The sequence below is a fragment of the Pseudochrobactrum sp. Wa41.01b-1 genome (assembly GCF_019464455.1).
In the GTDB taxonomy this organism is placed as follows: domain Bacteria; phylum Pseudomonadota; class Alphaproteobacteria; order Rhizobiales; family Rhizobiaceae; genus Pseudochrobactrum; species Pseudochrobactrum saccharolyticum.
This window is the reverse complement of sequence record NZ_CP080493.1, coordinates 1,390,409-1,416,014: the sequence shown is the minus strand read 5'-3', so window position 1 is coordinate 1,416,014 and position 25,606 is coordinate 1,390,409. Positions and strand designations below refer to the sequence as shown.

Genomic DNA, 25,606 nt, shown 5'->3' with positions numbered 1-25,606 from the left:
GATTTTGATATGAGTGCAACAGATCAAACCCTGGGAGGTTTGAGCGGGCCGGGGATTCTCGACCGCGAGCGGATTATCGCCAAACCCGGATTTAACCGCTGGCTGGTGCCGCCGGCAGCACTGGCCATTCACCTGTGTATCGGTATGGCTTATGGTTTCAGCGTTTTCTGGCTGCCGTTGAGCCGTGCGCTCGGCGGAGAAGCTGCAGCTGCCTGTGCGGATATGAGCCTGCTGACCGCACTCTTTACCACCAGTTGTGATTGGCGTGTGGCTGATCTCGGCTGGATTTATACGCTGTTTTTTGTGCTGCTTGGCTGTTCTGCTGCCATCTGGGGCGGCTGGCTGGAGCGGGTAGGCCCGCGTAAAGCCGGTTTTGTGTCGGCGCTGTGTTGGTGCGGCGGTATGGTGATTGCCGCGATCGGCGTGATGACCCATCAGCTCTGGCTGATGTGGATCGGTGCCGGTTTCATTGGTGGTATCGGCCTTGGCCTTGGTTATATTTCACCGGTTTCCACACTGATTAAATGGTTTCCTGATCGCCGAGGGATGGCGACCGGCATGGCGATTATGGGTTTTGGCGGCGGTGCTATGATTGGCGCGCCGCTGGCTGACCTGCTGATGGAACATTTCAAAACACCGGATTCCATTGGTGTTTGGCAGACATTTCTGGTGATGGCTGCCGGTTATTTCGTATTCATGATGGGCGGTGCCTTTGGTTATCGTATTCCGCCTGCGGGCTGGAAGCCGGAAGGCTGGGTGGCACCGCAGACCAAAAAGGCTATGATCACCACTCGTCACGTCCATTTGCGTGATGCGCATAAGACCCCGCAATTCTGGCTGATCTGGGCAGTGCTGTGTTTGAACGTCTCTGCCGGTATCGGTGTGATCGGCATGGCTTCACCAATGTTGCAGGAAATTTTCGGCGGCAAATTGATCGGTGAGGCAGGGCTGAGCTTTACAGAACTGAGCACCGAGCAGAAAGCTGCGATTGCAGCGATTGCAGCTGGTTTTACCGGTCTGATCTCGCTGTTTAATATTGGTGGCCGTTTTTTCTGGGCTTCTCTGTCTGACCGCCTTGGTCGTAAAGCCACTTATTTTACATTCTTCGCCCTTGGCATTGCACTTTATACTTTGCTGCCGACAGCCGCGCATATGGGCTCGGTCACACTGTTTGTGGTGATGGTCTGTATCATCCTGTCGATGTATGGCGGTGGCTTTGCGACTGTGCCTGCCTATCTGGCAGATATTTTCGGCACGCAATTTGTAGGTGCAATCCACGGGCGCTTGCTGACCGCATGGGCAACGGCGGGTATCGTCGGGCCGGTTGTGGTGAATTATATTCGTGAGTTCCAGATTGCTGCCGGCGTGCCGCGCGCTCAGGTCTATGATTATACGATGTATATTCTGGCCGGTATGCTGGCGCTTGGTCTGATTGCAAATTTCTTCATCAAACCGCTGGGCGATAAATGGTTCATGTCGGATGCGGAAGTTGCCAAACTGCAAGCAGCAACAAAAGCGGAAGCGACAGGGCCGAGCGGTTCCTTCGGCATCGGCACAGGCGGGTTGGATGCCAAAGCTGCTCTTGCATGGGCAGCTGTGGGTATCCCGATACTCTGGGGTGTGTGGACAACCTTTGAAAAATCTCTGATCCTGTTCCGCTAAATCTGAGACTTCAGGTTGGTTGAAAACTCCGGCAGCAGTGCCGGAGTTTTTTATTTCCCCATAAATTTCAATAGCTTTCTTCGAATGAATAGCTATTGAAAAGAGTGGTTTTGAGGATTTTTATGCAATGTCGAACAAAACTATTCTGTTTTGGTATAGGTAGTCGGAAATTGCATTGGCCTTGAAAGCTGTTCGCTGCCTATAAATTTCACGTCTGAAATTAAAAAATAAATGCCGCAAAGAGGCAAATCAATTCAGACGCAAGAGTGGTGAACGGAGTGCTGTTTGTAACAAACAGCAGCAGGAGGATGGGCCGTGGCAGAATTGCGCCAAGTGCGTGACAGCTTTCGTCTGAAAGTCAGCGATATTCATGAAATTGCGGTTTATGATTACGGCAATCCGGACGGTATTCCGGCTGTGTTTTTGCATGGCGGGCCGGGTGCCGGTGTATCGGCCAAGCAGGTTGCCAGCTTTGATCTTGATACCTATCGCGTGATTACTTTCGATCAGCGCGGTGCCGGACAATCGACCCCTGTTGCAGAATTGCGCGAGAATACCACGCAGCATCTGATTGCAGATATTGAACGTATCCGTGAGCATTTCGGCATTGAGCGCTGGTTGGTGACCGGCGGTTCGTGGGGCTCCTGCCTGTCGCTGGCCTATGGTCAGGCACATCCGGAGCGCTGCCTTGGTTTCCGCATTCACGGGATTTTTCTTGGTGACCGCGAAGACAGTGACTGGTGGTTCCATGGTTCCAGAACGATTTTTCCTGATTACTGGCAGGAATTTGCAGAATTTGTGCCGGAGGATGAACGCGGCGATCTGCTGAAAGCTTATTACAAGCGCCTGACCTGTGGTGATCCGGCGGTAGAACATGCAGCGGCGCAGAGCCTGCGCGGTTTCTCTGCCCGCACACAAACATTGGAGCCGAGCGCCGAGCATGTCTCGACCTTGTTGCAGAGTGATGCGGCTTTAGCTGTTTCTCGTATTTTCACGCATTATTGCATGAATGGCGCGTTCATGCCTGCCAATGCACTGCTGGATAATCTCGACCGTATCCGCCATTTGCCTGCAGAAATTGTGCAGGGGCGTTATGATACAGTGACCCCGATGGTGACAGCATGGAAGCTGAAAGCCGCATGGCCGGAAGCCAGTTTCACCATTGTTACTTTGTCTAATCATCAGTCGACAACCGGTCCGATGGCCGTTGCTCTTGCGGATGCCTCTGAGCGTCTGGCTAAGGCCGTCAAAGCACCGGTTCAAGCATAACTTCTTTTAAAATAACGGGCAGCTTCATGTTTGATACACTGAAATCCGATCCTTCCGCCGTTGCAATGTCCTCCTATACGGAGATCCGCAAAGCCGTAAAACCGGCTATCTCACCGGATGGCGAATTGCTGGCATTTTTGAGCGATGCAAGCGGCACTGCACAGGTCTGGATCAAGCCTTTGGCCGGTGGCGAAGCGAAGCAACTGACTAATCTGCCGGAGCCTGTCGGCACACTGTCTTTCAACCCGAAAAGCCGTGATCTGCTGATCAGCACCGATTGGGGTGGTGATGAGCGTCACCAGTTCTGGCTGATTGAAAATGCTGAAGGCGAACCGCGTAAGCTGACTACGGATGCAACTGTGGTGCATGGCTGGGGCTGCTGGTCACCGGACGGCACGCAGATTGCCTATTCCGCCAATTACCGTGACCGCACCCACATGGATCTCTATGTGATGACGGTCGCTACAGGTGAAGCCAAATGTGTTTATCAGGGCACCGGCTGGCGCACTCCGGCTGCCTTCACACCGGATGGTGCAGCACTGCTGGTCAATGACTGTACCCGCGCTATGACGGATCAGAATTTCTGCCGTCTCGATCTGGCAAGCGGCGCTTATGAAGATATGCTGCCGCATCAGGGACGCGCTTCCTATCAGGCAGCGAAATTCCTCAAGGATGATTCCGGTATTTTGCTGATTTCCGATCAGGGACGTGATTATTCCAGCGTGATGTTCAAAGCCCATGACAGCAATGAACTTGTTGAAATTGCCGGTTTTGAAAAACAGGATGTGGAAGCATTGGCTATTGCGCCGGATCAGCAGAGCGTAGCGCTGGTGCTCAACCGTCAGGGCTGGAGCGAGATCGTTATCATTGACCGTCAGGGCAAAGTTCAGAAATCTCTGCCAACCCCGATGGCTTGTGTAATTGCGTCTGTGGCATGGACACAGGATGGTGCGGCACTGGTGATGCCTGCGGAAGGTGCGGCAACCTCCGGTGATATCTGGCGTTGTGAGGTGGCTACAGGCACCTATAGCCGCCTGACCGATGCGCCAAAGGCAAAAACCGCTCTGCCGGACTTTATTGAGCCGACTGTAACCAGTGTTGCGAGCTTTGACGGGCTGGATGTTCCTTACTTCGTCTATCAGCCGACTGTTGCTGCGCCTGCAAGCGGCTATCCGGTGATGATCATTGTCCATGGCGGCCCTGAAGCTCAGTGGAAGCCTGATTTCCGCGCCGATATTCAATATATGCTGGCACGCGGCATCATGGTGGTTGCACCGAATATTCGCGGCAGCACCGGCTATGGCCGTCCTTATCAGCATCTTGATGACCGAGAATTGCGTATGGACAGCGTAGCTGATCTCAAAGCCGTGCGTCTGGCTGTCGGCAGTCGTGCGGATGTTGATGACAGCCGTATTGGTGTATTTGGCCGCTCCTATGGCGGTTTCATGGTGCTGGCTGCACTCACTGAATATCCGGATTTGTGGAAACTCGGTGTGGAATATTACGGCATAGCCAATTTCCTGACGCTGATGGAGACCACCGGCCCGTGGCGCAAAGTCCTGCGCGAAGTAGAATATGGCGATGTTGCCACGATGAAAGATGCGCTTGAGCGCTTCTCTCCAATTCACAAAATGGCCGAAGTACAGGCACCATTAATGGTGGTGCACGGGCTGGAAGATCCGCGCGTAACGCCATGCGAGAGCGAGATGGTTTATTCCTGCCTGCGCGGCTTGGGCAAGCCGGTGGAAATCCTGCGTATTCCGCATGAAGGCCATGGTTTTGCACGGATTGAAAACCGCCACACAGTGTTTGATGCGCTGGGACGTTTCATCGACGAAAACCTGTAAAGACAACACGGTTTCAGGCGCGGGTGGAGGCTCGCTCCTGAAACTGTATTCAAATGACATGATAATCGGGAGGAACACCATGAAGAATGGTGCGGTGATCTGGGATCTGGTTGATGCGAAAAAGCGTGAGTTCGAGGAACTCAGCGACCGCGTTTGGGGTATGCCGGAAATTGCCTATACGGAATATAAATCCTGCGCCGAGCATACTCAGATGCTGCGCGATCAGGGTTTTAAAATCACGGAAAATGTGGCCGGTATTCCGACTGCCGTGATCGGTGAGGCCGGTGAAGGCGGGCCTGTTATCGCTATCCTCGGTGAATATGATGCATTGCCGGGTCTGTCACAGGAAGCCGGTATTGCCGAACCTCGTCCGATTCCGGGCACAGGTCATGGTCATGGCTGCGGCCATAATATGCTTGGTTCCGCAGCGCTTCTTGCAGCCACTGCTGTGAAAGACTGGCTGGAACAGAACGGTAAAAAAGGCTGCGTGCGTTATTACGGTTGCCCTGCGGAAGAGGGCGGTGCTGCCAAAGCCTTTATGGTGCGCGCCGGTGCTTTTGACGATGTGGATATTGCCATTTCATGGCATCCGGCTTCGTTCACGCAAGTGGATGATGCGCAGTCTCTCGCCAATACCCGTATGGACTTCGAATTTACCGGTCGTGCATCGCATGCTGCTGCTGCACCGCATCTCGGCCGCTCCGCACTGGATGCGGTTGAGCTGATGAGCGTTGGCTGCAATTATCTGCGCGAGCATATTCCGGCGGATTGCCGTCTGCATTATGCCTATCTCAACGCCGGTGGTATTGCACCGAATGTGGTGCAGGCCAAAGCCAAGGTGCGTTATGCAATCCGTGCAACCGATCTGCCGGGCATGTTCTCGCTCAATGAGCGCGTGAAAAAAGTGGCGCAGGGCGCTGCAATGATGACCGAAACCACAGTCGATATTTCGATCATGAGTGCTGTGTCTAACCTGCTCGGCAATACACCGCTGGAAATCGCCATGCATTCCAATATGGAGCGCCTCGGTGGTGTGCCGTTTGATGATGCTGACCGTGCTTTTGCTGCAAAAATTCAGACAACTCTGTCGGCCGAAGATATCGAAACCGATTACTTGCGCGTTGGTCAGCCTTTTGCTGAAAATGCACCGCTTTGTGATTATGTGCTGCCGCGTGAACAGACCGGCGTGCCAATGATCGGTTCTACCGATCTGGGCGATGTCAGCTGGGCGGTGCCGACCGTGCAGGCACGCGTTGCCACCCATGCGATCGGTTCACCTGGTCACTCATGGCAGATCACTGCGCAGGGCAAAATGCCTGCCGCGCACAAAGGTATGGTCTATGCGGCTAAAGTTATGGCCGGAACCGCGCTGGATGTGATGCAGGATGAGAGCATTCTCAATGCTGCCAAGGCCGATCATCAGGCCCGTATGGCAAAAACACCTTATACCTGCCCGATCCCGCCAGAGGTGAACCCGCCGCTGCAGCCGCGACCTGCTGAATAAGTGGCGGAATAAACGAATTGGCATGGCGGTGCATTGCCGCCATGCCCTTTATCAAGACTGAAAAATCATAAACAGGGGATAAAGATGAAGACCAATAAATATTTGAACCGCAGTTCCGCTTTGGCAATGATTGCCGGCACTGCTGCTCTCGCCGGTGCAACATTTACATCAGAAGCTGCCTCGCCGCCAAATGCGCTGGTTATGGCATGGAATATTGATGCGATCAGCACATTCGATCCGGCTCAGATCGGCGAAGTGGTGAGCAATGAAATTATTCAAAATACCTGCGATCCGCTGGTTGATTTTGACCCGAAAGATGAAACCAAAATTCTGCCGCGTATGGCCAAGAGCTGGGATGTTTCGGAAGACGGTTTGCAGATCACATTCCATCTGCGCGATGACCTGAAATTTGACAATGGCGACAAAGCAACTGCCGGTGATCTGGCATGGTCAATGCAACGCGTTGTTAAGCTTGGTTTTGGTAATGCTGCAACACTGACGGAATATGGTTTCGTCAAAGACAATGTTGACACTGCGATTACAGCGCCGGATGATCAGACGCTCGTCTTCAAGCTTGATAAACCATATCCGGTCAATCTCATCTTGTCAGCTATTGCTGCAAACCGTGTTTCAATTCTGCTCAATCAAAAAGTGCTGACGGCCAATCAGGTCGAAGGCGATATGGGCAATAAATATCTGGCCACCCGTACCGAATGCGTGGGCCCGTATAAACTGATGCGCTGGAACCCTGCAGAAGTTGTGCTGCTGCAGGCGAGTGATAATTACTGGGGTGAAGCACCAAAGCTGAAACAGGTTCTGATCCGTCACGTATCGGAAGCCGGTACGCAGCGTCTGCTGCTGGAAAAAGGCGATATTGATATTGCCCGTGACCTGACACCGGAAGATCTGAAAGATCTGGAGGCACAGGATAAAGTGGCGGTTTCACGCGCTTTGAAGCCGACTTTGTTCTATTGGAACTTCAACAATGCTGATCCGATTTTCAACAATGAAAAAGTGCGTCTCGCTATGCGCTATCTCATTGACTATGACGGTCTGGCAAAGACTGTGATGCACAATGTCGGCGTGCCGCGTGCAAGCTTTGTGCAGCTTGGTGCTTTCGGTGCATTGGATGAAAAAGAAGGCCAGCCATTCACACTGGATGTGGAAAAAGCCAAAGCGCTTCTTGCTGAAGCCGGGCATCCGGATGGTTTTGAAACCACCATGTTTATCGGTACTGCGCCTTATGCTGCGCCGATTGCCCAGAGTATTCAGGATGCTGCTGCCAAAGCCGGTGTGAAAATCAAGATCGAACGTATGGCTAATGCCCAGCTGTTCAGCCGTATCCGTGGCCGTGAATTCCAGACCTCGCTGATGGGCTGGGCGACCGGCGTGCCGGATGCGCATGGCAATGCCTCGCGTCAGATTTTCAATCCGGATAACCGCATGGAAGCCAAGCAGACCATGTATCCGAGCTGGCGTGCGAGCTATTTCGATGAGGCCGTGAACAAGCAAGTCGATGCTGCCCTGTTTGAAAAAGATGAAGCCAAACGTGCCGAGCTTTATCATGCCCTGCAGAAAGAGATGATGGAAAAAGGCCCGCAGGCCTATATGTTCCAGATCTATAATGTTGCCGGTATTAACAAGGGTATCACGAATTGGGAGTGGAACGGTTTCCGCACCTATTATGATACAGCCGCTAAATAACTGACCGCGAAAGACCTGCCGCTTGCATTGCGGCGGCAGGTAACTTCCGGAATTGATATTCCGGCATTCAGTCAGGTTTGCAGCACATTCTCTTTATTTTACCGGCACCTTTGCGGTGCTGAAAGCCCTGTGCTGCAAATTCTCCTTTTCCCGATATTGACGGAAACATTGCCATGACGACGCCCGAAACTTTGCAAGATACGGAGTTTGACAATGAGGTCTATCATGAACCTCATCCCGTTCTTCTCTTTCTCGCCGCCGCCGCACGCCTGATCATTTCCGTGGCGATTACGCTGCTTGGTCTGGTCACGCTGACTTTTTTCATCAGCCGTCTTTTGCCGCTTGATCCGGTGATCGCGATGCTGGGGGATAATATCTCTCAGGAAGCCTATGATACGATGTATCGCAAGCTTGGTCTCGATCAGCCGTTGATCGTGCAATATGGTCTTTATATTAAAAATGCCGTGATGTTTGATTTCGGCAATGCGCTGACCTCCGGTCGTCCTGTGCTGGAAGATATCGGCCGCGTGTTTCCGGCCACCATCGAACTGGCAACCGTTGCGATTATTATCGGTACCGGCTTTGGTATTCCGCTCGGCGTGTTCTCGGCAATGTATCGCAATTCACCGCTGGATCATCTGGTGCGTATGCTCAGCCTGCTCGGCTATTCCACGCCGAACTTCTGGCTCGGTCTGATGGCTCTGCTGGTGTTTTATGCCGGTCTTGGCTGGATCGGTGGTCCGGGACGTATTGATTTTATTCATGAGTTCTCCGTCGAACCGACAACCGGTTTCCTGTTGCTCGATAGTGCGATGCAGGGACAGTGGGAAGCATTCGGCAATGCCTTCAGCCATATCATCATGCCTGCGCTCATTCTGGCTTTTGGCTCCATGGCCTATATCAGCCGTATGACACGCGGTTTCATGATTGAGCAGCTCAATCAGGAATATATCATCACCGCCCGCGTGAAAGGCCTGTCATGGTCGCGCACCGTCTGGGGACATGCATTCCGCAATGTCGCCGTGCAGGTAGTGACGGTTGTTGCACTGTCCTATGCGTTCCTGCTCGAAGGTGCCGTGCTGACAGAAACCGTGTTCGCATGGCCGGGTTTTGGCCGTTATCTCACCAATGCTCTGATGGCCGGTGATATGAATGCTGTGGTCGGCTGTACGCTGATCGTGGGTATTCTCTTCGTTGTCATCAATCTGATCAGTGATCTGCTTTACCGCGTCTTTGATCCGCGTACACGATAGGTGCTTTCATGACTGATACTTCCAATTCCGCACCTAACACTTCGTCATTCCGTGAATGGCTGCGTGCGCCGGTGCCTTCCTCCGCCCTTCAGGCCAATGTGCAGCAATTGCGCCGCTCATGGCTGAAGCTTCTGACCAATACATCCGCAGTTTTCGGCCTGTTCGTTATTCTGCTGCTGGTGGCTGTGGCGATCTTTGCGCCTTATATCGCGCCTTATGATATTGGTGCGAATAATCTGGCCAATCGTCTGCAACCGCCGTCATGGGCGCATTATTTCGGCACCGATGAGCTGGGTCGCGATATTTTCAGCCGTCTAGTCTATGGTTCACGGATTACGCTATATATCGTGACGCTGACGGCAATTATCGCTGCACCAATCGGCCTGATTGTCGGCACCACTGCCGGTTATATGGGCGGCTGGGTTGATACAGCGCTGATGCGTATTGTTGATATTTTCCTCGCATTTCCAAGCCTTGTTCTGGCGCTGTCATTTGCTGCGGCGCTCGGACCCGGCATTGAGAATGCGGTGATTGCGATCTCGCTGGCTGCATGGCCGCCGATTGCCCGTTTGGCACGTGCGGAAACACTGACCATCCGCTCGTCCGACTATGTGGCAGCCATCCGCTTGCAGGGTGCCTCCACCATGCGCGTGATCTGGCACCACGTTGTGCCGATGTGTATCCCGTCCGTGGTGATCCGCATTACCCTCAATATGTCGTCGATTATTCTCACAGCCGCCGGCCTTGGCTTTCTCGGTCTTGGTGCGCAGCCGCCAAGCCCTGAATGGGGTGCGATGCTCTCCAGCGGACGTGAATTCATGATGACCTCCTGGTGGCTCGCAGCCATGCCCGGTTGTGCCATTCTGCTCGCCAGCCTTGCCTTCAACCTGTTTGGTGATGGTCTGCGCGATGTGCTTGACCCGCGTAACGGATAAGAGGAACGGATAAATCAAATGACCAAACCTCTGTTAGAAGTTGAAGATCTGTGGGTGTCTTTTCCGGGTGTTGACCGCTCAATCGATGTGGTGCGTGGCATCAGCTTTTCCATCGGGCGCGAGAAAGTCGGTATCGTAGGGGAGAGCGGTTCGGGTAAATCCATGACCGGCCGTTCGATCCTCAAACTGACCCCGAAAGCGGCACAGATCAAAGCCAAAAAACTGCAATTCGGCGATGTTGATTTGCTGGGTGCCAGTGAGCGTCAGATGCGCTCGGTGCGCGGCAATAAAATCTCGATGATTTTGCAGGATCCGAAATATTCGCTCAATCCGCTGATCCGTATCGGCGACCAGATTATGGAAGCCTACCGGCTGCATCATCGGGTGAATAAGCAGGAAGCTCGTCAGCGCACACTGACCATGCTGGAAGCCGTGCATATCCGTGATGCGGAGCGGGTGATGAACCTGTTCCCGCATGAGATTTCCGGCGGTATGGGACAGCGCGTGATGATCGCGATGATGCTGATCCCTGAACCGGATATGATCATTGCGGATGAGCCGACCTCTGCGCTGGACGTGACAGTGCGCCGTCAGGTGCTGACCGTGCTGGATGAGCTGGTAAGCCGTTCCGGCACCGGACTGATGTTTATCAGCCATGATCTCAATCTGGTGGCGGATTTCTGCGACCGCGTGCTGGTGATGTATGCTGGTCGCATCATGGAAGATCTGCCTGCCAAAGAACTGCACAAAGCGCAGCATCCTTATACCCAGGCTCTTCTTGCCAGCCTGCCGCGTCTCGACCATCCGGTGGATATGCTGCAAGTGCCGGAGCGCGATCCGAGCTGGCTTTCAGGTGCAACCCTCAGCGGAGGTCAGAAATAATGGCAGATATTATGAGCGAAAATGCAAAGCCGCTGGTTGATGTGTCTGACCTGTCTGTCAGCTTCGGCAAGGGACGCAAACGCTCGACAGTGGTCAAAAAAGCCCGTTTTCATATTGCCCGTGGTGAGGCCTATGGCCTGATCGGGGAATCCGGTTGCGGTAAGTCCACGATCCTGCGTGCGCTGGCCGGCCTGATCCCGCATTATACCGGCAATTTCAGTTTTGACGGCACATTGCTGTCCGGTGAGCGGGAGAAGTCGTTCTTCCGCCGCGTGCAGATGGTGTTTCAGGATCCTTATGCCTCGCTGCATCCGCGCAAGATGGTGCATAAAGTGCTGGCGGAATCTCTCACCATTCACGGCATGGATCGCAAGGAAGAGCGTATCCGCGATGTTCTGACAGCTGTCGGTCTGGGACCAAGCTTCATGTATCGCTATCCGCATGAATTGTCGGGCGGTCAGCGTCAGCGTGTGGCGATTGCCCGTGCACTGATTATCGAGCCGGAAGTGCTGTTGCTGGATGAGCCGACCTCGGCACTGGACGTTTCTGTTCAGGCGGAAATTCTCAACCTGCTTAAAACCCTGCGCCGAGAACGCGGTCTGACCTATCTGATGGTCAGTCACGATCTGGCGGTGGTTGCGCATATTTGTGAGCGGGTCGGCGTGATGCATAAAGGTATTATTCTGGAAGAACTGACGGCAGATGATCTGCGCCAGTCCCGTGCCAGCGCGCCTTACACGCAGGAATTTTTGCAGGCCAGTGTTGAGGCTGTGGCGCATAATTAAACTGGGGGAAGAGATATGAGTTATCAGCATGCGGCCAATCCGGCGGCAGAATGGGAACGGGTGCAAAACCCTTCTCAGTCCGGTTGGTCTGAAGCGGGTCTGCAGGCGGTTGAAGCCTGCGCCGAGAGCCAAGAGACCGATGCGCTGATGATCGTGCAGAGTGGCAAGATCATCTACACCTATGGTGACGTTACCCATAAATATCTCTGCCATTCGATCCGCAAAAGCATTCTCGCTGCCTTGATGGGGCAGGATGTGGCGGATGGTACGATTGATCTGAGCCTGACGCTTGAACAACTCGGCATCGACGACAATGACGGTTTGAGCGAAGTTGAAAAGCAGGCAACAGTCTATGATCTGCTGACGGCACGCTCCGGTATTTATCATGCGGCAGGATATGAAACGCCGTGGATGCGCATGATCAAGGAGAAGCGCCATTCCCATGCACCGGGCACCTTCTGGTGCTATAATAACTGGGATTTCAATGCACTGGGTACAATCTTTGAACAGCTGACCGGCAAGACCGTGCATCAGGCTTTTGAAGAGCGCATTGCCAAGCCGTTGCAGTTTGAAGATTTTTCGCTCAGTAGTGATAAGCCGGATGGCTGGCATGATCGTTTCACCGAGAGCCGTCATGCGGCTTATCCGTTCCGCCTGTCGACCCGCGATCTGGCACGTTTCAGCCAGCTTTATTTGCGTCATGGTCGCTGGAACGGTGAAGATGTGCTGCCAAAAGGCTGGGCGCAGGAATGCGTAATGCCTTATTCTGATGCCGGTGCGCGCGGTGCCTATGGCTATATGTGGTGGCTGGAGCGTGACGGTGTGTTTTTCCCCGGTGTTGTAACTCCTAAAGGCAGCTATGCAGGCTTTGGTGCAGGCGGACATTTTTGCATTACCATTCCGGCGCTGGATATGGTGATTGTGCATCGGGTGGATACCGATATTGCCGGTCGCCAGCTTAACCGGCACAAATTCGGCCGTCTGCTAAAACTGATCTTCGACGCATTTCAGGGATGAGGGAAATGCGGGAGGAGGAAATGACGGTTGCCGGAGCGATTGCGCAGGTCTGTGCAAAGCCGGTAACCAGTGCAAAGGCGCGTCTGCTGGCGCGTGATGCGATTATCGACACGCTGGCCTGTATGGTTGCAGGGCGTGAAGATGCAAGCATCAAAACAGTGTTTGAGGCTTTTGCTCAGACCGGCAATACGGGAGAGGCGCTGCTGGTCAATGGCAAAACATCAAGCCCGATTGTGGCTGCGCTGGTGAATGGTACCGCTGCTCATGCGCTGGATTATGACGATAATTTTCTGCCCGGTATGAGCCATGCTTCAGCGGTTATCGTTCCGGCTTTGCTGGCTGTCGCGGATTTTAAAATAACATCCGGTACACAATTGATTGATGCCTATCTGGCGGGACTTCAGGCGCAGGCTTTGATTGGCGATGGCGTTGGTCAGGCGCATTATACGGCAGGTTGGCATGGTACCTCAACTATCGGCAGTGTCGGAACAGCAGTTGCGGTTACGCATATGCTGGGGTTGGATGAAGAGGCAACAGCGCGGGCAATCACCATTGCGGTCAGCTATGCATCCGGCACCAAAGGCCAATTCGGCACGCTGATTAAACCATTCCATGCAGGTATGGCGGCACGCAATGCGGTGGAGGCCGCATTGCTGGCCAAAGCGGGTATGCAAGCGCGGCCTGATATTCTGGAAGGTGCGCAGGGCTTTCATAGCCTGTTTGCCGGAGATCAGCGCCGTGGCTGGAAGGCGGAAGCGATCATCGCTGATGCAGAGCATATTATTGAGACCGCAGGGGTGATGCCGAAGAAACATCCGTGTTGCGGTTCAACCCATCTGATTGTGGACGGGTTGCTGGATCTGATGCGCGAGCACAATTTCACGGCAGAGGATGTGGAAAGTATCGAGGCATTGGTTGGTATCGCCAATTACCGTAATCTGACCTATCCGCAGCCGGTCGATGAAATGCAGGCACGCTTTTCCATGCAATATTGCGTGGCGAGAGCATTGCGGCAGGGACATTTAAGTCTTGCTGATTTTACGCCGCAAGCTGTGCAGCACTATGCAAGTGATGCCTTGCTGAACCGTGTGACAATGCTGAGTTACAGTGCGGATGAAGAGCGGATTGCACAGGACAAGCTCCCGCATGTTGTGACCATGAAATTGCATGACGGGCGCGTGCTGACAGCATCTCGAAATTATGCTGTTGGTGGCTTGCAGGAGCCTTTCACCGATGCTGAACGCCTCGAGAAATTTATGGATTGTTGTGGTGCATCGGATAATGCTGCTGTTGTTTATGAAGAGCTTTTGGCTCTGGATTATGCAAAAGACCTGAAAGCACTGAAATTCTTATTCAGTTCTGCCACCAGTTAATATCTTTGGCGGCGAGTGCTGATGCGCGCCGCCAGAAACGCTCGGCATAATCCGTGCGAAAACGCTGCGAACGATAGACGCGGATTTCCACATCCAGATCATAGTCCTGAACGCCTGCACGCACCAGAATGCCGCGTTTCCATTCATCCGGCATCAGGCTTTGCGGAATCCATGCCACGCCTTGACCGGAAACCGCCATGGCTTTCAGCCCGACGGCCATGCCGTTCTCATAGACCATATTCAGATTGAGGCCGCGACGCTCCACAAGCGGATCGAGAACCTGCGCAAAGAATGTTGTGTCGCGGTAGCGCAGATATTCTGTCGGCAATGTATGGTTGCCCAACCGGTGCAGAGGTTCGCCGGCGGCATCTGCCGCTGAAACCGGTATTACCTTTTCATGCCCGAGGGATAAATAAGGGAAATTTCTCAGATCTTCCATCTGGCTGACCAAGGGATGAGCATAGGTCAGCAGAAAATCGCAATTACCATTGAGAAGGGTTGAGACATTGCCGAGAAATGAGGGATGTGGATCAGAAAAACGGGTGCGGAAATTATCGCCGTTGCTTTCAATCCGTGCCATCAGCGCCGGAAAAAAGGTGAGCGACAGAGTGTTGAGTGTCGCAAAGGACAGCACTTCCATCATCGGCGTATAGCGGGCGCTCAGCTCATCTCTGGCATGGGTGAGGAGACCGACCGCATCATGCGCACGGAGCAAAAAACTCTGTCCGGCAAGGGTCAGACGAATAGGGTAGGTGGAACGGTCAATCAGCGGTACGCCGACCCAGGCTTCAAGCTGCCTGATCCGGCGTGACAGCGCGGATTGTGTAACATGCCGCTCATTAGCCGCGCGGGAGAAATTTAAGTGTTGTGACAGGCAGAGAAAATCTTCGAGCCACTTCAATTCCATAGAAGCATTCCGCACTAAGCATGCCGCAGTTAAATGCTGTCATTTAACGCCCGCGCACATGCGATAAACTAAAAAACCCAGAGCGCTTGCGGTGGGTGCAATCAAATACAACATGCTCCGGCACTTCAAACGTCTTAAAGACTTGTTTCCTCTTTAGAATAAAAACCGGTCATGGTCATCCAAAATTTATGATACTGAATTAGTGATACAGCATGTATTCTCATATCTGATCTATAAAATGCTTTTGCTTCTGTTGTCTTGATTGCTCGTCTGACTTGACAAGAGTCTCCGGGCAAGTTTCATGGCTGAATCAAATTTAATTGACCGGAGAATCCCGATGTCGATGCGTACTGTCTTTGCAGGCCTGATATTGTCTGCTGCGCTTTCACTGTCTGTTCAAACTTCCATTGCTCAGACTGCTCAAAACGGAACAAGGACGATTGAAACAACGCAAAACGGTGATTATCCCGGTTTTGATCTGCGCACAGTGAAGGATGTCGGCCTTGACCAGTGTGAGAATATTTGTCTGAAAGATGAGGAATGCCGTGCTTTTACCTATAATGTGAAAGCAAAATGGTGCTTCCTGAAATCCGATTATAATCAGCTCAATGCTTTTGAAGGCGCAGTAGCGGGTAAAGTGCTGGATGCTGCCGCTGCGGAAGCGGAATTGCCCGCACCTGCACCGATTACCTTTGTTCCGGCCAGTGTTCTGGATGAGGCACGCACCTATCGCAATAAACTGAACAGCGGTGAAAAGCCTGCCGGTGATGTCAGCAAATTGCTGCGCGCTGCCCAAAGAAATTACGAATCCGGCAGTGTTTCTTCATCAGTGATTGATTTTGCCAGCATTGTGCCTGCTGCAAAAGAAAACAGCGCTGTCTGGATGGGCTTGAGCCGCGCGACGCTTGGTTCTGCACAAAGCAACGATGCCAATTGGCAGATCAAACGCGCTGCCACATCTTCGGCTATTATTGCCTATCAGCTCAGCCGCACGGTTTCCGACCGTGCTGAAGCCTTGAGCAATCTGGCCAAGGCTCTGGAATTGCGCGATAATTTCCGTCCTGCTATCGACAGCTATAAAGCCAGCCTCGCGCTGCAAAATTCTGCTGCGGTCAGTGCCGCCTATGAAGACCTGCGTATGCGTAAAGGTTTCCGCGTGGTCGATCATACGGTGGACAGCGACAGCGCCAATCCGCGTGTTTGTATCCAGCTTTCAGAAACGCTGATGAAAAGCGGCATTGATTACGCTTCTTTCGTAACTGTTGATGATGCAAGCCCGAAAGGTCTGGAGGCCAAAGAAAAGCAAATCTGTATTGAAGGTTTGCAGCACGGTAAAAATTACCGCATCGGTATCCGCTCCGGTCTGCCTGCCGCGATCGGTGAAATGATTGAAACACCGGTTGCGCTTAATATCTATGTGCGTGACCGTGCGCCGACTGTGCGCTTCAACGGCGATGCTTTTGTGCTGCCAAGCACCATGCGCCGCGGTATTCCTGTTGTCAGCATCAATGTCAAAACCATTGATCTGGAAGTCTATCGTGTGGGAGAGCGTGCTCTGACCCAATCGATGGATGGTATCAGCTTCTTCGGTCAGCTTGACGGCTATGCCACATCGCAGATTGTCAGCTCGCTGGGTGAAAAAGTTTACACCGGCAAACTGGATGTTGAGAGTGAGCTGAATAAGGAAATCGTCTCATCCTTCCCCGTGGATGAAGCGCTGCCGAAGCGTAAGCCCGGCATCTATATTATGACAGCCAAGGCTGAAGGTGACCGTTCGGAATATTGGTCATCGCAGGCGACACAGTGGTTTCTGGTGTCGGATACCGGTCTTGCAACTTTTGCCGGTGAAGATGGTCTGAATGTTTTTGCCCGTTCCCTTGCAACAGCCAAGCCGTTGAGCGGCGTGGAACTGCAATTGCTGGCGGCGAATAATGAAGTTCTGGGGACTGCAACTACGGATGGTGATGGTCGCGCGACCTTCACCGCCGGTCTGATGCGCGGCACAGCAGCGATGGCGCCTGCCATTCTGACAGCACGCTCCAAGGGCAATGGCGATGAGGAAGATTATGTTTTCCTCGATATGAAACGTGCCGGTTTTGACCTCTCGGATCGGGGTGTAACCGGTCGCCCTGCACCGGGTGCGCTGGATGTTTACGGCTGGACCGAGCGCGGTATTTATCGCACCGGTGAAACCGTTCATGCCGCCGCGCTGGTGCGTGACGGCTCCGCGAAGGCCGTTGAAAATCTGCCGCTGACATTCTCTTTCCTGCGTCCTGATGGTGTGGAAGACCGTGCGATTGTCAGCACCTCACAGGCTGCCGGTGGTCATGCTGTGGAATTGCCGCTGGCAGACAACGCCATGCGCGGTACATGGACATTGCGTATCCTGAGCGATCCGAAAGCCACCCCGCTGTCAGAGAAGCAGTTTCTGGTTGAGGATTTTGTGCCCGACCGCACAGAATTCGACCTGACTTCGGATGTGAAGGAAATTCAAGCCGGTGATGCGGCTGTGGTTAAAGTGGACGGCCGTTATCTTTATGGTGCGCCAGCGGCCGGTCTGACACTGGAAGGCGAAGTCAATATTCGTCCGACACGGACATGGGATCTGTTCCCGAAATATGTTTTCGGACTGGCCGATGAGGATCAGCCGGAAGATACACGTATTACGCTGGATGATCTGCCGGAACTGGATGAACAGGGCAAGGCCGAAATTCCGGTACTGCTGAATGACCTGCCAGCGACAACACAGCGTCTGAACGCGGATATTGTTGTGCGTATGCGTGAAGGCGGCGGCCGTGCGGTCGAGCGTAAGCTGACTTTGCCGGTTGCATCCGACAGCGCCATGATTGGTATCAAGCCGGAATTTGACGGCGACAGCCTGCCTGAAAACAGCAATGCGCAGTTCTCGGTGATTGTCAGCGATGCTGATGGCAAGCGCGTGGCCGAAGAAGGGCTGGAATGGACGCTGGTTAAAGTCGAGCGCCAGTATCAGTGGTATCGCAGCGGCAGCTCATGGAACTATGAGCCGGTGAGCTATACGAAAAAAGTCGCCGACGGTACTGTTTCTGCTGATGAGCAGACTGCAGGCAGCATTCAGGTGCCTGTGGAATGGGGACGTTATCGTCTTGAGATCGCGACCTCCGACCCTGACGGCCCGCAGACCAGCATTGAATTTGATGCCGGCTGGTATGTTGAAGCACGCTCGACTGAAACACCGGACGGTCTGGAAGTTGCGCTTGATAAAGACATTTATAAAGACGGCGAAACCGCAAAGCTGAAAGTCTCTCCGCGTTTTGCCGGTGAGCTGCTGGTTACTGTCGGTGCTGACAGTTTGCTGATGACCAAAACCGTTTCGGTTCCTGCTGAGGGTGCTGAAGTTGAAATTCCGGTCAGCGGCGAATGGGGTGCAGGTGCTTATATTACCGCTAGCCTCTATCGTCCGGGCGAAGCACAGGAAACCCGTATGCCTGCCCGTGCCATCGGTATCCGCTGGCTGGCTGTTGATCCGGCAGAGCGCAAGCTTTCAGTGCGGATTGAAGCGCCGGAGAAAACCGAGCCGCGTCAGGCTCTGACTATACCGGTTTCAATCGGCGGTCTGAAATCCGGCGATCAGGCTTATGTCATGATCTCGGCTGTGGATGTGGGCATTCTCAATCTCACCAATCACAAACCGGCCGATCCGGCTGGCTGGTATTTCGGTCAGCGTCAGCTCGGTCTTGAAATCCGCGATCTTTACGGTCGTCTGATTGACGGTTCACTCGGCACGATGGGTCGTCTGCGCACCGGTGGTGACGGCGCGCAAATGGCCGCTGAAGGCTCGCCGCCAACCGAAAAACTGGTGGCATTTTTTGCCGGTCCTGTTGAGGTTGGTGCTGATGGCAAAGCCAATGTCAGTTTCGATATTCCGCAGTTTAACGGTACTGCGCGCATCAGCGCTGTAGCCTGGACAAAAACTGCGGTTGGCAATGCGCAGTCGGATGTCATCATCCGTGATCCGGTGGTTATCACCGCCGCTCTGCCAAAATTTATGGCACCGGACGATCAGGCACAGTTGCGTCTTGATATTGCCAATACGGATGGCCCTGCCGGAAATTACACTGTGAGTGTGGCCAGTTCCGGTCTGGTTTCTGTACCGCAGGAACAGGCACCGGCATCGGTGACACTGGCACAGGGCGAAAAGAAATATCTGACACTGCCGCTGAAAGCGGAACGAGCAGGAACTGAAGAGCTGACGGTACAGCTGACCCATGAAAGCGGCCTGAGCATTTCGCAGGATCTGATCCTGCCGGTGCGTGCATCGTCTTTGCCGGAAACGACCCGCAAGGAAGTAACACTGGCTGCGGTTAACGGTTCTCTTGTTATCAATAAAGAACTGCTTGCCGGTCAGCGTATGGACGGTGCTTCAGTCAGCATCAATGTTTCCAATGCATCCGGCTTTGATATTCCGGGCTTGCTGACATCGCTTGACCGTTATCCTTATGGTTGTACTGAGCAGACAACCAGCCGTGCTTTGCCATTGCTCTATATGAGTGAACTGGCCAAGCAGGCCGGTATGCCGATGCAGGACAGTGAAGAAGAACTGCACAAGCGCATTCAGGACGCCATTTACAAGGTTCTGAATAATCAGTCCTCTTCCGGCAGTTTTGGTCTCTGGTCGCCGGATAGCGGTGATCTGTGGCTCGATGCCTATGTGACAGATTTCCTGACCCGCGCCCGCGAGCAGAAATTTGATGTGCCGCAGCAGCCGATGATTTCGGCACTGGATAATCTGCAAAATGCACTGTCTTACGATGTTTCGATCAAAGATAACGGCAATTCGATAGCTTATGCTTTCTATGTTTTGTCGCGTAACCGTCGTGCATCCATTGCCGATCTACGCTACTATGCGGATACCCGTCTGGATGAGTTTGAAACGCCGCTGGCGCGTGCTCAGCTCGGTGCAAGCCTTGCCCTTTATGGTGACGGTGCACGCTCCGAGAAGGCTTTTGCTTCGGCTTTCCGTCTTGCCAATAAAGGCAATATTTCCTGGGCGCGTTCGGATTACGGTTCGAACCTGCGTGACGGCGCGGCCATTCTGGCTCTTGCCGCAGAAAGCCGTCCGGTACCAAGCATTGTACCAGAACTGGTGAAAGTGGTTGGCGGTCTGAGCAATGAAGCGCGCTATACCAGCACGCAGGAGCAGGCATGGTTGTTGCTGGCTGCCAAGGGGCTGAAGGATGAAGATGCCAATCTGACCTTGCTGCTCAATGGTGAGGCCCGTCAGGGTGCGTTGTCTGAACGTCTGACAGGTGAACAGCTTGAAGCCGCGCCGGTGACTGTGGGCAATACCGGTGACAGACCGGTGACCGCTGTGATTACGACTGTTGCGGCACCGGTGGAAGCACCACCGGCAGGCGGTGACGGTTTCAGCATTGGCCGCAGCTATTACACGCTCGACGGTGAAGAGATCAGTGTTTCTGAAGCAAAACAGAATGAGCGCTATGTAGTTGTTCTGAAAGTAGCTGAATCAAATAACTGGGCTTCCCGTGTGCTGATCACAGATTTGCTGCCTGCCGGATTTGAAATTGATAATCCGCGCGTTGTGAACAGTGCGGATCTGAGCAATTTCGGCTGGCTCGGTGACACGACCGTTGCTCATAGCGAATTCCGCAGTGACCGTTTTGTTGCGGCATTCAACAGCAGCGGCGGCAATGCCCGCGAATATACGGTCGCCTATATTGTGCGGGCGGTAACACCGGGCACCTATGCGCATCCGGCACCATTTGTGGAAGATATGTATCGTCCGCAATATTTTGCCCGTGGTGCAGCCTCGATGATGCAGGTGCAGCCTGCTAATTAAGTAGCGGTAACAGACCAATGAAAAAGCCCCGCCTGATTGTTTCAGACGGGGCTTTTTTGTTTTTTATCGTGTCAGAAAACGGATGATGAAATTGGCAAAGCGACCATAGGGCGGATGCAGATAATCAGTCGCCGCGGGATTATATTTTCGCAGCACCGGCATGGCTTTGGAGAAAGTTTTGAAACCTTCCTCACCGTGATAATGTCCCATGCCGCTCATGCCTACGCCGCCGAATGGCAGGTCTGCACAGGCAAACTGATAGAGCGTGTCGTTAATGCACACACTGCCTGCCACAATATGTGTAAGCGCAGTCTCAATGGTCTCATTACTATTGCTGAAACAATAGAATGCCAGCGGCCGGTCGCGGCTGGTGATAAAACCAATGGCCTCATCATAAGTGCGGTAGGTTTTTACCGGCAGCAACGGACCGAATATCTCTTCCTGCATAATGGCACAGTTATCATCAGGATTGATAATCAGCATCGGCGGGAGAATATGATATTCTCCGGCTCTCTGTATATCGCTCAATGTCAGAAGCGGGATGGTCTTATGACCACGGATACTGGCATCATCCAGCAAATGGGTGAGGCGTTTATACTGACCTTCATTGATAATGGCTGTGTAATCCGGTTGCCGGTCGAGCTCCGTATAGCGACGGGCGGTCTGGCTTTTGCATTCTGCGATAAAAGCGTCCAGCATATTCTCCGGCAGCAGCACATAATCCGGCGCGATGCAGGTTTGTCCGGCATTGAAGAGTTTACCCGTCAGGATGCGGCTAACACTTTTAACAAGATCGGCATCGGGGGCGATCAATGCAGGCGATTTACCGCCAAGTTCCAGAGTGACCGGTGTGAGATTTCGTGCTGCTGCGGCCATGACTTTTTTGCCGACCGCGCCGGAACCGGTGAAAAACAAATGGTCAAAGGGCAGGGCAGAAAATGCTGCGGCAATGTCCGCACCACCCTGAGCGATGCACACACGCTCTGGCGGGAAAATTTCCTGCAACAGGCGGCTGAGATAGGCATTGGTATGCGGGGTATGTTCTGAAGGTTTCAGATAGATATGATTACCCGCCGCAAGTGCAGAAACCAGCGGTGTCAGGGAGAGGTTTACCGGATAGTTCCATGGCGCCATGATGCCGACCACGCCCAGCGGCACATGTCGTATTTCTGCTTTCGCCGGCCAGAACTGCCATCCGGCTTTACGCCTTTGCGGCTTCATCCATTTTCTGAGATGGCGCAGACAGAAGTCGATTTCCTTGAGCACAATCACGGCTTCGGCCATCATGCTTTCATGGGTAGAGCGATGCCCGAAATCGCGCGATATTGCTTCGGCCATCTGCGGCAGGCTGGCTTTGAAGGCTGTGCGCAACCGCAACAAATCTTCACGGCGCTGCCGCTCATCAGGGCGGTTTTTCAGCCATGCTTCACGCAAAATCGCAAAATTCGTGCTCAGTTGCTCAGTCATTTATGTCCCTTAAAACAGAACGGGCAAAGCACCATTGCGCTGCGTAATAGGTGCCGAGTACCCAGACCGGATTCAGCGGAATATCAAAACGAAAACGCCCGTAAGCCAGAATACTATCACTGACAACAAAGAAGATGCCGCCAAAAGCCGCAATCTTGGCTGCCTGTTTTGTGCTGCGGTCGGCGATTGTCATGTTGATAGCGCGGTTGAGTGCCAGTGCAGCCATCAGCGCCAGTGCCACCGCATAAATAGCGACCGGAATATGCATGCCATCAGGCAGGCTGTTCCACAGGCCGGAAATAATTAGCAATGCAATGGCTGCAAAGCCGATAAAGACAGCGGGTTTGAACGCAGCATGATCGGACAGTAATGCATAAATATAGGCGCAATGGGTGAGCAGAAAGCAGATAAGTCCCGCCATAAAATAATCCTGCGGCAGCATGAGGAAGAAATCACCGCCAATGGCAAAGGCCAGCCCGAGCGCAATAGCATTGCGATAATGGCGGGATGCAGGATGTTTAATCTGCAAAGTCAGAAACAGCAGGAAAGCCGTAGCCGTCGGCTTGGTCAGATAATGGAGCCAGCGCCATTCAGGGCTGAGTGAGCTGCCAAGCAATGCGCCCGCAATGGCTCCTGTAGCCAGCAGAATATAGATCACTGTTGCAGTATGATGATTATTGATTGTCTGTGATGTGTTTCCGACCGCCATGCATTGTCTCCCCCTTTACACAGCCTGTTCAGAGCATAATTCCTTAACCCTGGATCAGTTGAAGGTAAAATTATGCTCTAATTTTAAAGTGTTAGAGCGACCTTTGTGTGCCAAATCCGGCACACGGCGCTCTAATTGACCTGAACGTAAACTGCTTGCTAGGCAGAGTAGCGCAAATCTGCATTGCTGCAATCACAATTACAGTTATGGCATTGTGATGTTGAGAGGAGGGGGCGGTGTTATCGGGCTTCGGGCGCGTCCGGTTGTGTGCCATAGGCCGCGAAGAACATATTCACTGCGGATTCCACATTATAGCGGATTTGCTCTGCTGTCGGTGCCTCTTCCATATAAGCGAACAGCCGCTGGCGATATATGCCTGCGAGAAACAGTTCTGCCAATTGATAGGCGGAATGCTGCACGTCCGGCACACGGATAATGTCTTGCTCGGCCAGCTTTTCAATATAGGCCTTCAGCACCATCAGCCCGCGCCGCGGGCCGCGCTCATAGAAGCGCACACCCATTTCCGGTTTCCGCTCTGTAACACCGAGAATAGTGCGCTGGGCGCTGATAACCATATCCGATGTGACAAGCGTCACGAGCGCCACACCATAGGCAATCAGGCTCTCTTTGCTGGATAGGGTATCGCCGTTAATTGCACCGATCTGCGAAAATAAAACGCTGCGATGTTGCTCGCAAAGCGTTTCAAACAATTCGTCTTTGCTCTCGAAATAAACATAGATTGTGCTTTTGGACACACCGGCTTCACGGGTGATGTCATTCATACTCGCAGCATCAAACCCCATGCGCAGAAATACATTTTGCGCACCGTCCAGAATTTTCTGACGCTTCGCCGGATCTTGTCCGGCGCCGTGACGGCCATTCTGTGCCTGTTTGGTGTCTGTCATATCAGTGTGTTTCCGCTTATGTGCCGACGATAAAAATCATCAATTCGAACCGATCAGTGCGATTTCAATTGATATGCCGTCTCTCTTGCTTTATGTCAACATCGAACCGATCGGTTTGAAGGGTTCTGTAGCGCCTGTCAGGAAGGCAGAAGCAGACATCACTCTTAGTTCGGTTTCGGTTCTTTTTTAAAATTCTCCTTACCGGGATAATCAATTCAATAAAGTTTATTGGCAGTACGGCCTGTTTTTCTCAGAAAGTTGCCCCCGCTATGTCCGCTCTCAAGCCCGTTGCGAAATCAGTTCAGTCGAATCATTCCTCGTCCGATCAGGACAACACACAGAGTGTTGCTCAGGTTGATTTCAAGCGAGCGGCGCAGAATGATGACAACAGAATGCCGGACGATCCGCTGCGTGCTGAGCAGTCCCAACCCTTCAGCGAACAGACGACAGCGCCGGAAACATCAAAGCCTGCATCGGGTAAACCATCGCGCAAGCGTAAAGTCCTGAGTGTTCTGCTGCTCGCGGCTTTGGCCGGTGGCGCATGGTATGGCTATGACTGGTGGACGACAGGCCGCTTTATGGTTTCGACCGATGATGCCTATATTCACGGGGATATCATGGCGATGTCGCCTAAAGTGACCGGCTATATTGATGATGTGCTGGTGAGTGCCAACAGCCATGTTAAAGCCGGTGATGCTATTTTCCAGCTCGATCAGGGTGATTACCAGATTGCGTTGAATGAGAAAATCGCGGCATTGGCCAGCCAGCAGAAAACGCTGGCACGGATTGAGGCACAGACTGTTGCGGCAGAAGCCAGTCTCACACAGGCGCGTGCCTCTCAGCAATCTTCCGCTGCCGGTCTGACCAATGCGCAGGCAACCATGGAGCGGATCACCAAGCTGCATGATACACGTTTTGTCTCGCAGTCGGAGCTTGACCGCGCAACCACGGCTCTGGCACAGGCACAGGCGGCGGATGCTAATGCACAGGCGCAGATTGCAGCGGCTCAGGCCAATATCGGCGTTTTGAAAGCGCAATATCAGGAAGCTGAGAGCCAAACCCGCAGTCTTGAACTGGCGCGGGACAAGGCGCAGCGTGATTTGTCCTTCACCACATTGCGTGCGCCGTTTGATGGTGTTGTCGGCAACCTGACCGGTAAAAAAGGTGATCTGGTCAGTGCAGGGCAGCGTATTGCCGCGCTGGTACCGGTCAATGCGCTCTATATTGACGCGAATTTTAAAGAAACCCAGCTGAAAAATCTGCATGGCGGCGAGACGGTGCATTTCACCGTTGATGCACTGGGCGGAGAGACATTTGAAGGCAAAGTCGCATCGCTGTCACCGGCTTCCGGCTCTGTGTTCTCCCTGCTGCCGCCGGAAAATGCCACAGGCAATTTCACCAAGGTTGTGCAGCGTGTTCCGGTGCGCATTGCCATCCCTGAAGCGGCTCTGGCGACCGGTAAGTTACGCGCAGGTCTGAGTGTTGTTGTGGATGTGGATACCCGCACAGCACCGCAAAACACTCCGGCTGCACAATAAAAGTATTCAG

At 53.2% G+C, this 25,606-nt stretch carries 17 protein-coding genes; 13 read left to right on the top strand and 4 right to left on the bottom strand.

Annotated elements, in window-relative coordinates:
• Positions 1–9 precede the first annotated feature (9 nt).
• From K1X45_RS06600 to K1X45_RS06550, 11 genes are all read left to right on the top strand, one after another.
• A complete protein-coding gene (locus K1X45_RS06600) occupies positions 10–1,662 on the top strand; it encodes an OFA family MFS transporter (protein WP_220160173.1) in 1,653 nt (550 codons plus the stop codon).
• 315 nt (positions 1,663–1,977) lie between these two features.
• Entirely contained in the window at positions 1,978–2,931 is a 954-nt protein-coding gene (pip, locus tag K1X45_RS06595) for a prolyl aminopeptidase (protein ID WP_220160172.1), read from the top strand.
• Between the two features lie 26 nt (positions 2,932–2,957).
• A complete protein-coding gene (locus K1X45_RS06590) occupies positions 2,958–4,778 on the top strand; it encodes a S9 family peptidase (RefSeq protein WP_220160171.1) in 1,821 nt (606 codons plus the stop codon).
• A 79-nt stretch (positions 4,779–4,857) separates the two neighbouring features.
• Positions 4,858–6,282, top strand: a complete 1,425-nt coding sequence (locus K1X45_RS06585) for a M20 family metallopeptidase (protein ID WP_220160170.1) — start codon at positions 4,858–4,860, stop codon at positions 6,280–6,282.
• 84 nt (positions 6,283–6,366) lie between these two features.
• Positions 6,367–7,986: an ABC transporter substrate-binding protein gene (locus tag K1X45_RS06580; protein WP_220160169.1), complete on the top strand. Its 1,620-nt coding sequence runs from the start codon at positions 6,367–6,369 to the stop codon at positions 7,984–7,986.
• A 173-nt stretch (positions 7,987–8,159) separates the two neighbouring features.
• Positions 8,160–9,239, top strand: coding sequence for an ABC transporter permease (locus K1X45_RS06575; protein WP_116088846.1), 1,080 nt, complete (start codon positions 8,160–8,162; stop codon positions 9,237–9,239).
• Between the two features lie 8 nt (positions 9,240–9,247).
• Positions 9,248–10,174 (top strand): nickel transporter permease, encoded by a 927-nt coding sequence (gene nikC / locus K1X45_RS06570; RefSeq protein WP_022712533.1) that lies wholly within the window; start codon positions 9,248–9,250, stop codon positions 10,172–10,174.
• 18 nt (positions 10,175–10,192) lie between these two features.
• Positions 10,193–11,056: an ABC transporter ATP-binding protein gene (locus tag K1X45_RS06565; protein WP_075657017.1), complete on the top strand. Its 864-nt coding sequence runs from the start codon at positions 10,193–10,195 to the stop codon at positions 11,054–11,056.
• On the top strand, positions 11,056–11,841 hold the full coding sequence (locus K1X45_RS06560) for an ABC transporter ATP-binding protein (RefSeq protein ID WP_255560792.1): 786 nt from the start codon (positions 11,056–11,058) through the stop codon (positions 11,839–11,841). The genes K1X45_RS06565 and K1X45_RS06560 overlap by 1 nt, the downstream gene beginning before the upstream one ends.
• A gap of 15 nt (positions 11,842–11,856) precedes the next feature.
• On the top strand, positions 11,857–12,858 hold the full coding sequence (locus K1X45_RS06555) for a serine hydrolase (RefSeq protein ID WP_220160168.1): 1,002 nt from the start codon (positions 11,857–11,859) through the stop codon (positions 12,856–12,858).
• Positions 12,859–12,878: 20 nt separating this feature from the next.
• Complete coding sequence (locus K1X45_RS06550) at positions 12,879–14,231, top strand: MmgE/PrpD family protein (RefSeq protein ID WP_255560791.1); 1,353 nt, start codon at positions 12,879–12,881, stop codon at positions 14,229–14,231.
• Here the strand turns inward: K1X45_RS06550 and K1X45_RS06545 are convergent.
• On the bottom strand, positions 14,212–15,138 hold the full coding sequence (locus K1X45_RS06545) for a LysR family transcriptional regulator (RefSeq protein WP_116088843.1): 927 nt from the start codon (positions 15,136–15,138) through the stop codon (positions 14,212–14,214). The two genes, K1X45_RS06550 and K1X45_RS06545, sit on opposite strands and share 20 nt — an antisense overlap.
• Before the next feature lie 337 nt (positions 15,139–15,475).
• On the opposite strand from K1X45_RS06545, the gene K1X45_RS06540 reads away from it, so the two are divergent.
• Positions 15,476–20,977: an alpha-2-macroglobulin family protein gene (locus K1X45_RS06540; RefSeq protein WP_220160166.1), complete on the top strand. Its 5,502-nt coding sequence runs from the start codon at positions 15,476–15,478 to the stop codon at positions 20,975–20,977.
• Positions 20,978–21,040: 63 nt separating this feature from the next.
• Here K1X45_RS06540 and K1X45_RS06535 read toward each other — a convergent pair whose 3' ends face one another.
• From K1X45_RS06535 to K1X45_RS06525, 3 genes are all read right to left on the bottom strand, one after another.
• Positions 21,041–22,444 carry a coniferyl aldehyde dehydrogenase gene (locus K1X45_RS06535; protein ID WP_220160165.1) on the bottom strand — a complete coding sequence of 468 codons (1,404 nt, stop codon included), beginning with the start codon at positions 22,442–22,444 and terminating at the stop codon, positions 21,041–21,043.
• Positions 22,437–23,153, bottom strand: a complete 717-nt coding sequence (locus K1X45_RS06530) for a lysoplasmalogenase (protein WP_220160164.1) — start codon at positions 23,151–23,153, stop codon at positions 22,437–22,439. Before K1X45_RS06530 ends, K1X45_RS06535 begins: the two co-directional genes overlap by 8 nt.
• A 239-nt stretch (positions 23,154–23,392) precedes the next feature.
• Positions 23,393–24,058, bottom strand: a complete 666-nt coding sequence (locus K1X45_RS06525; RefSeq protein WP_220160163.1) for a TetR/AcrR family transcriptional regulator — start codon at positions 24,056–24,058, stop codon at positions 23,393–23,395.
• Between the two features lie 392 nt (positions 24,059–24,450).
• On the opposite strand from K1X45_RS06525, the gene K1X45_RS06520 reads away from it, so the two are divergent.
• Positions 24,451–25,596 carry an HlyD family secretion protein gene (locus K1X45_RS06520; RefSeq protein WP_220160407.1) on the top strand — a complete coding sequence of 382 codons (1,146 nt, stop codon included), beginning with the start codon at positions 24,451–24,453 and terminating at the stop codon, positions 25,594–25,596.
• The last annotated feature ends 10 nt before the right edge of the window (positions 25,597–25,606 follow it).

Excerpts from the sequence above, each read along its gene's own strand:
- K1X45_RS06535 (WP_220160165.1), bottom strand. The coding sequence starts at position 22,444 with ATGACTGAGCAACTGAGCACGAATTTTGCGATTTTGCGTGAAGCATGG.
- K1X45_RS06530 (WP_220160164.1), bottom strand. The coding sequence starts at position 23,153 with ATGGCGGTCGGAAACACATCACAGACAATCAATAATCATCATACTGCA.
- K1X45_RS06550 (WP_255560791.1), top strand. The coding sequence starts at position 12,879 with ATGACGGTTGCCGGAGCGATTGCGCAGGTCTGTGCAAAGCCGGTAACC.
- K1X45_RS06545 (WP_116088843.1), bottom strand. The coding sequence starts at position 15,138 with ATGGAATTGAAGTGGCTCGAAGATTTTCTCTGCCTGTCACAACACTTA.
- K1X45_RS06520 (WP_220160407.1), top strand. The coding sequence starts at position 24,451 with ATGCCGGACGATCCGCTGCGTGCTGAGCAGTCCCAACCCTTCAGCGAA.
- K1X45_RS06525 (WP_220160163.1), bottom strand. The coding sequence starts at position 24,058 with ATGACAGACACCAAACAGGCACAGAATGGCCGTCACGGCGCCGGACAA.
- K1X45_RS06600 (WP_220160173.1), top strand. The coding sequence starts at position 10 with ATGAGTGCAACAGATCAAACCCTGGGAGGTTTGAGCGGGCCGGGGATT.
- K1X45_RS06585 (WP_220160170.1), top strand. The coding sequence starts at position 4,858 with ATGAAGAATGGTGCGGTGATCTGGGATCTGGTTGATGCGAAAAAGCGT.
- K1X45_RS06565 (WP_075657017.1), top strand. The coding sequence starts at position 10,193 with ATGACCAAACCTCTGTTAGAAGTTGAAGATCTGTGGGTGTCTTTTCCG.
- K1X45_RS06555 (WP_220160168.1), top strand. The coding sequence starts at position 11,857 with ATGAGTTATCAGCATGCGGCCAATCCGGCGGCAGAATGGGAACGGGTG.
- nikC (WP_022712533.1), top strand. The coding sequence starts at position 9,248 with ATGACTGATACTTCCAATTCCGCACCTAACACTTCGTCATTCCGTGAA.
- K1X45_RS06590 (WP_220160171.1), top strand. The coding sequence starts at position 2,958 with ATGTTTGATACACTGAAATCCGATCCTTCCGCCGTTGCAATGTCCTCC.
- K1X45_RS06580 (WP_220160169.1), top strand. The coding sequence starts at position 6,367 with ATGAAGACCAATAAATATTTGAACCGCAGTTCCGCTTTGGCAATGATT.
- K1X45_RS06575 (WP_116088846.1), top strand. The coding sequence starts at position 8,160 with ATGACGACGCCCGAAACTTTGCAAGATACGGAGTTTGACAATGAGGTC.
- K1X45_RS06540 (WP_220160166.1), top strand. The coding sequence starts at position 15,476 with ATGTCGATGCGTACTGTCTTTGCAGGCCTGATATTGTCTGCTGCGCTT.
- K1X45_RS06560 (WP_255560792.1), top strand. The coding sequence starts at position 11,056 with ATGGCAGATATTATGAGCGAAAATGCAAAGCCGCTGGTTGATGTGTCT.